Here is an 8,264-nt window from a genome sequence, read left to right as displayed (position 1 = left end):
CTAGCGCTTGGTATTGGTGGCTCTACATTGGTCGATGCAGCGACCAGTGGTTCTGTATCACCATCAGGTGGCGTGCAGATCTCAAACACTGCGACCGCAACCTATAGCGTGGACGGTGTGGCACAGCCAGAGGTTACTTCAAACGCGGTGATCGTCAATATCAGCGAGGTTGCCAGTTTCTCTTTGATTGCGACCAATGAGGATGGCACCCCTAATGATGACATCAACGAAAAACTGCCGATGGTTGGCCCTAATGGTTCGGTAACGTTTACCAACAAACTGACCAACAGCGGTAACTTGGCAGATACCTACACCATCACGTTAGCGAATGCTAGTGATGATAACTTTGATTACAACAACATCACTGATGCAACCATCACTGCTACCATCAAAAACTCTGATGGCACAACTGTAGGTCAGCCGCAAACCTTAAAATCAGGCGGCACGATTACGCTAGAACCTGGGCAATATGCAGAGCTTAGCTACACCTTGCAAGGCGATGGCACAGGGGTCGGCGGTCAGCATGCCAATGCAACCATCACCGCAACCAGCCAATACATCGGCAAACAAGACAGCAGCAAAGCAACTTTGACCAACACAGACAATGCCATCATCAAAACACCTGTGTTCTCGATTGTTAAAACTGCCTCTTTGACCCAAATTGACCTAAACAAAACGACCGAATACACCTACACCATCAAAGTCAAAAACGATGACAAAGCAGGTTACGCTATTGACGCGGACAATGTGTTGATCGTCGATAATGTGCCAGCTGGTCTTAGCATTGATACTAGCACAATCAAGGTTAATACAGACAAAGGCTCAGCAGCAAGCACCACAACCACTGGTAGCACAGCCAATAAGCTTGTTGTTAATAACCAAAACATCAAGGTTGGTGAAACGGTAACGATCACCTTTACCGTCAAAATCACTGACAAAGACGCATTGGCAAAAGCAGGCTCAGCGACCAACCATGCCGACGTGTATGACAACTACGGTCCAAACCCCGTTGATCCAAACAACCCTGGCAATCCAGATATCCACGACAGCACCAACCCAAATACTCCATCTAAAACCAACACACCATCAGGTGATAACCCTAAAAGCAATGATCCAAACAACCCCGGTACAGGTGGTGACGTACCTTCAACAGTGAATTTTAACAACCGTGGCTTGACGCTAACGCCAAACAATTCGGCTGAAATTGCACCAAACGGTAGCACCACTTATACCCACACCTTGACCAACAAAGGTAACAAGACTGAAAGTGATTTGAAGTTTACGATCAAGGATACGGCGGGTGACAATATCGATGTCAGTAGCGTAACTTATACCGCACCAGATGGTACAAAGACAACCTTGACACCAAATGCTGACGGTGTATACACCATCCCAGGCAACCTAGATGCTGGCCAGGCTGGTAAAATTGAAGTGACAGTAAAATCAAATAATGCCACGCTTGATGCCAAGGATGCCGCAACCATCACCGTTACACCAGCAGCAGGTACAAATGATGATGCCCCTGCCGCAGTGAGTGCCACAGATACCACCACCATCAAGGGCATGACGTTGGTTAAAAAACAAGCCAAAGATGAGGCGTGTGATGGCACTGTTGCTGATAGCGCATTTAGCGATGCTGCCATCAACGATGCCAAACCGGGTCAATGTATCGTGTACCGTATTGAGGCAACTAACACATTTAGCAACAAGGAACTGACCGATGTTGTGATCAAAGACGCGGCAAACCAGTGGAATACCAAAGCTGACTATGTAACAAACTCAATCAAAGATTCAGCGAATGGTGCGACCACAGCACCAGGCGCAGAGGCAACATCGTCACCATTGACGATCAAGGGCGGTCAATCTGGCTGGTTACAGTTTGCGGTGAAAATCAAAACTAGCAAATGATTTAGGCTAGCTGCTTAATTTATTCATCAGTATCTATTCATCAATGTTTGGGGTGCGGTCTTGTCAAGCAATGCCGTATCCCCATCTAGGCTTTTCCTAAAGTGTTTTAGTGAAAACAAATCCACAGGTTGTCTTGCATCAATGAGAACACCAGTAATGCCAAATCTTGATTCACGCCCAACTCGTCACACAGGCTTTGCCAAGCTTAGCTTATTGTCGGCGTGCGTCTTATTGATTCAAGCCAATCACGCATACGCCACTGTTCACAATACAGCTACCAATCTTGCGCGTGGTATGAGTCAAATATTCAATACCGCCACCGCAGATTATCATGTTGATGGCGATAGCGGACAAGGCTATACTGCTACATCCAATCAAGTGCTGACGCAAGCATTTAGCCTGCCGCAATACAGCATCGCGCTAACGCAGCCGCTGTCAATTACGGTCAAACCCAATCAAACCGTGCAGTGGGTCAATGAGCTGAGTAATACAGGCGCTTATGATGCCAGCGTTGCGGTCAAATTTGACACGCCACAGACGTTATCTAACCTACAAGCCTATATCGATACCAATAACAACGGCATACTAGACCAAGGCGATACACCACTTGCGCCCACCGTTTCGGTCAAGGCAGGTGAAAAAATCGCTATCATCGTTACCGCCCTAGCCAGCCAAGACCTCAAAGACGGTGACAGCACGCAAGTGGGGGTGCAAGCGATCACCCTAGAGGATAATCACGCCACCGCCAGCGCGACCGACGTCGCCAATGTCGTTGAGCCAACGATTTATTACAAAGACAGCACTTACAGCAACGTGGTGACTGACAACCAAGCAGGTAAACCTGTGTATCTAGAGGTTGGCTTGGCCTTGTGTAATGCCAACCCCAATGCCGTGGACTATACTTGGATCAACGTCACCTCACAAAAAACGGGCGATACCATCCGCCTAAAAGCCGTTGAAACAGGGACAAACACGGGACGCTATCGCGTAGCAGCACCGACCGAGCTCAACGCCAACGCCATCCAAGATACCATCATTCAAACGCTAGATGGTGACGTCCTGGGGGCACAGGTCAGCCAGTGTGAGGGCGCGGACGGTAGCACCACCAACGTATTATCAAACGCAATTTATGCCAGCATTAACATCAACAACGATGTTTCTGCACTAAGCGTAAGCAAAACCGCCAGTGTCAGCGAAGCTGAAATTGGTGACTTTGTCGATTACACTGTCAATGTCAGCAACGTTGGCAAATCCGATGCCGTGGATGTCGCGCTCAATGACGATTTGCCCAAAGGCTTTAGCTACGTCAAAAATTCGGTACGCATTGATGGCCAGCGTTATGACCAAGACTTTAGCCGCAGCGGCAAATACATGACGCTTGGGCTTGGCACGTTGGCTGCCAACGCAAGCCATAAGATCACCTACCGTGTTGCCATTGAGCCCACCGCGCTGTCTGGCGACGGTACCAACAAAGCCTTTGCTACGGGCAAAGACAGCCAAACCTTGACTGCGATTACCTCAGGTACTGCCTCGGCTAAAGTCAAAGTTACGGGTAATCCATTGACCACAGACGGCGTGATCATTGGTAAAGTCTATGCCGATTTTAACCGTGATGGGATTCAGCAAAAACAGCGCAATGAGCTAGGTGTTGCAGGTGTGCGTCTATATTTAGAAGACGGTACGTTTGTTGTGACCGACAGCGAGGGTAAATACAGCCTATACGGCATCAGTGCCAAAACCCACGTCATCAAGCTAGACCGCACCACCCTACCACGCGGCGTTGAGCTGGTTGAGCAAAGCAACCGCAACGCAGGCGATGCAGGCAGCCGTTTTGTCGATCTTAAACACGGTGAATTGCACCGTGCGGATTTTGGTATCACGGACGGTATCGATGACAACAATGGGCAAGGTTCGCAAGCTTTGGTTGAGGAGCTCAAACGCCGTGCCAAACTGGTAGTAGCCAAAAATGATGCACTTGAACAAGCGGTCAAAACCACGCTAGACGTGGAGCCCAACAGCAGCGCGTATACCAATTATGAATATGAAGCCGAAGGCTGCCTAAAACCCATTGACGCTGACGGACAAATCAGCTGTCAAGCGATGATCATTGACAACCAAGCGGGCAAACGCGACCGTAAAGCCGACAACGCTTTAGCCTTTGACGTTAATCCAATCAAGCCCGTACAAGCGCCAGAGATTGAAAAAGCCCTATCAACCGCCGATGACAAACGCATTGAAGGCGTAACGGCAGACGCAGACTTTTTAAACCTAAAAGACAACCAACGCGTTGATAGCCATAAAATCCGCGTTCAAATCAAGGCCCCCAAAGGCGCAACCACCGAATTACTGGTCAATAACACGCCTGTCGATCAGGCCTTGATGGGTAAAGAAGTTGCATGGGATAAAGAAGGCATTTCAGGGTTTGATTATTATGCCGTACCTTTGCAACGCGGTAGCAATGCCTTGACAGTGCGTGCAACCGACAGCAGCGGCAAGGTGGTATCTAGTAAAACCATCCGCATCTATGCCCCTGACCAAATCGCCAACATTATCACCCGTGAACAAACCCACGTGCTAGAAGCCGACGGTGTTAGCGAACTACAAATTGCCATCAGCCTAAAAGACAAGGACGGCGGCTTGTACCCAGGTTCGGCGACCATCACCCTTGACAGCGACATCGGCACTGTCTTGCGTGAGGACAAAGACCCTAACCAAGCTGGCGTGCAGACCACCATCGATGGTGGTGAGGCGTTGATTAGCGTGCGCGCACCATCGGCACCAGGCAAAGGCAATTTGGTCATCAAAGCAGGCAATGCCGAACGTATCATTCCCTTGCAATTTACCCCACAGCTGCGCCCGATGATTGCCAGCGGTATCATCGAGGGTAGCGTTGCGTTCAACAACTTGGGCAAATCCAAGCACAACGATGTAAGCAATGATGGCTTTGAAGATGAGTTGCAACGTATCGCAGGCGATCGAGGTGATGACACAACAGGTCATGGGCGTGCAGCGTTTTTCTTGAAAGGTAAAGTGCGCGGCGATGTACTTTTGACCATGGCGTATGATTCGGACAAAGACAAAAACGCGCGTCTGTTCCGTGATATTCGCCCCGATGATTATTATCCTGTGTATGGCGATGCATCGGCAAAAGGCTTTGATGCCCAATCGAGCAAAAAATTCTACGTGCGTTTGGACAAAGACCGCTCGTTTGTCATGTACGGTGATTTAAAAACCCATATCGACAACAACGATGGGCTATCGCTGGGGCAATACGACCGCACCTTGACGGGTATCAAATCGCATTATGAAAATGACACTACCAAAGTAACCGCCTTTGTCGCCCAAACGCGCTCAAGCCAACGCGTCAATGAAACGCGTGGTTTGGGTATTTCAGGTCCTTACCCCGTCGGTGGTAACTTTGATGATATTCTACTCAATACCGAAACCGTTGAGGTCATTGTGCGTGACCGCAACAACCCTGGCACGATCGTATCACGCACACCGTTGAATCGTTATAGCGATTACGATTTAGACAGCGTCAGCCGTGCGCTGTATCTGCGCGCGCCAATTGCCAGCACCGATTTGGACGGCAATCCGATCTATCTGCGCGTCACCGTAGAAGCCGAAAAAGCAGGCGATGAATATACCGTTGGCGGTGTGGCAGTCAATCGTCAGCTTACGCCAAAAATCAATGTGGGCGCAAGCTATGCACAAAGCGATGACCCAACCAATAATGAAAAATTGACGGGTGCCAATACGGTGGTCAAATTCAATGAGCGCACCAAGCTGATTGCCGAGGTGGCACATTATGACAGTGACAAGCTCAATGACCAAATCGCCAATCAAATCAACGCCAGCGAACTGCAAGGCAAAACTGCTGGTGACGCTGTCCGCGCTGAGCTGAGCTACAAAGACAAAACCCGCGACGGCAAGCTGTATTATACCCAAGCCGACATAGGCTTTACCTCGCCTTCATCATCAGTGACCGCAGGGCGTACCGAAGCAGGCTTGAATTTGACCAACCAAATCAACGCCAAAACCAAGCTAAAAGCCGAAGCGGTGATGAGCGAGGATGACACCAGCAACGCTGAGCGTAAAGGCGCAACACTTAGCCTTGAGCGAAAATTAAGCGATATTTTCACCGCCGAATTGGGCTTGCGTTATTATGACAACGACTATCGCGCGTCACGCAATTATCAAGCGGTAGTCAGTACAGACATTTACAACCAGTCTTTGACACCCTCAGTCAGTAACACCGACAGCCACTACCAAGGCACCACCGTGCGCGGACGTTTGACCGCCGATTTGCCCAAATACAACCGCTCAAAACTGTTCGTTGAGTATGAGCAAGATGTGGATGATGCCGATCGTAACGCTTGGAGCGTGGGTGGAGAAACCTCACTGTGGAACAAGGGGCGTTTGTACGCTCGCCATGAGCTTGCCTCAACGCTGGTTGGCGACTATGGGCTAGATGGCAACGATGAGCACCGCTCAACCATCATCGGTGTTGATGCCAACTACATGAAAGACGGGCAAGTATTTAGCGAATACCGTGTCAAAGATGGGATCAGCGCGCGCGAATCTGAAGCGGCGATTGGTTTACGCAACAAATGGAAGGTGCAAGATGGCTTGTATGTCAACACCTCATTTGAGCGCTTGCAATCGCTTGAGGGCGACAGTAAAAACGACGCCACTGCTGCCACTGTCGGTGTGGACTATTTAGCAAACGACAAATATAAACTGACCACACGCACCGAAAAACGTTGGGGCGTGCAAACCGACACATTTTTGCAAACCCTAGGCTATGCCAACAAGATCAATGATGACATCACGCTGCTTGCCAAAGACGTGTACTCACTACAAGAGGACAACGACAGCGACAAAAAACGCACGATGAACCGCTTTCAATTGGGCATGGCGTATCGTGATTATGACAGCAACATCTTAGACCACTTGGCAAAACTTGAATACCGCTACGATAACAACCAGCTTGGTGATAGCCCGTACAAAAAACAAACCTATATCGCCTCGTTGGTTAGCAATTATCATCCTGTGCGCCGCTGGACTTTGTCAGGGCAATATGCAGGTAAATACAACAAACTAACGCTCGATGGCATCGAAAGCGACGGCTTTACCAATTTATTGGCAGGCCGCGCGATGTATGAAATCAATGAACGTTGGGACGCAGGCGTACAAGCAGGTGCGATGTGGCACAAAGACAACACACGCTACTTGCTAGGTGCTGAAGTTGGCTATAGCCCGATCACGAACCTATGGCTATCAGCAGGCTACAACTTCAAAGGCTATCACGATGATGATATCGCCGATAGTAACACCAACCAACAAGGCGCTTATATGCGTTTGCGCTTTAAGTTTGATGAAAACTTGTTTAAACGCAATAAACCTGCAGTCAATGCCAGTCTAATGCCAACCGATGATGAGGTGCCTACCAAATGATCACCTGTAATCTTGGGTTAAATCAGCGCGCTGTGTTGCGCTATGGTGGGCAAATCGGTTTTGGTCTGCTGCTAGGCTGCGTAAGCATGGGTGGTATAGCACAAAATCAACCGCCTAGCTTTGGTGGCAACCAAACATCGGTGCAGTATCAGCCAAACCAATACTGCCCTGCCAACACGGTGGTTGAAATTCCCCAAGGCACACCAAATGCAACGCTTTACCGTGACAGTGTGTGCATCCGTGAGCAGCTACGACCCTATCAGGCCGATGATCAACCTGCCACCGTACGCTACTACGCCCACAAAGCCAACGCATGGCTGGCGTATGCGTACCATGAAGCCAGTGAGCACAGCCCGACAGCAGCAGGAGCAGACGCCATGAACCGTGCGGTCACGCTGCTTAGCGCGCTGAAAAATAACCACAGCGAGCTGTTGGCAGTTGATAGCGTGTTACCTGCGACATCGGGTGTTGGGCGACCTGATTTGTGGGCGGATATTTTGGCTGTCAAACATAGCCCAGCATTCGCCCGTGTGACCGTATTACCCAAAATAGTTGCAGATAGTGAGGTCAAGCTGATTTGGAGCCAAGCAGAAAATTGTGAACGCGGCTGGCGACATGCCAATGAGCACTTTGCCGCTGCCGATCGGTGGGTGACTGCTGCGTATTTAACGGCATGGAACGCGCTTGATACTGATCAACAAGCCGCACTCAAAGCCACGCGTGAGGCATATTTCGCTCAGCTTTTGCCATTAAGCCAATCAAGCGATGCGAAAGCCACAGCTACCAAGCAGCGATTTTGGCACGTGCAGCAGCAGCGCGCCAGCTGTCAAGGTACGATCTTGCCCACACTGTAGGCCGTATGCGACCAATCAGGTTTTTACATTGCCGAACGTTTACGG

The 8,264-nt window shown here is 49.7% G+C and carries 3 protein-coding genes; all 3 read left to right on the top strand.

From position 1 onward, the window contains the following. A partial coding sequence (locus MA2_RS11220) for an isopeptide-forming domain-containing protein (RefSeq protein ID WP_067058601.1) occupies positions 1 to 1,908 on the top strand: 1,908 nt, incomplete at its 5' end. A 156-nt stretch (positions 1,909 to 2,064) separates the two neighbouring features. Beyond that, positions 2,065 to 7,365 carry a DUF11 domain-containing protein gene (locus tag MA2_RS07840; protein ID WP_067058599.1) on the top strand — a complete coding sequence of 1,767 codons (5,301 nt, stop codon included), beginning with the start codon at positions 2,065 to 2,067 and terminating at the stop codon, positions 7,363 to 7,365. Continuing rightward, positions 7,362 to 8,219: a hypothetical protein gene (locus tag MA2_RS07835; protein ID WP_067058597.1), complete on the top strand. Its 858-nt coding sequence runs from the start codon at positions 7,362 to 7,364 to the stop codon at positions 8,217 to 8,219. Before MA2_RS07840 ends, MA2_RS07835 begins: the two co-directional genes overlap by 4 nt. Positions 8,220 to 8,264: the final 45 nt, after the last annotated feature.

The organism is Moraxella atlantae NBRC 14588 (assembly GCF_001591265.1).
GTDB classification, from domain to species: Bacteria; Pseudomonadota; Gammaproteobacteria; order Pseudomonadales; family Moraxellaceae; genus Faucicola; species Faucicola atlantae.
The sequence above is the reverse complement of the archived record's forward strand: the minus strand, read 5'-3'. Positions and strand labels throughout refer to the sequence as shown.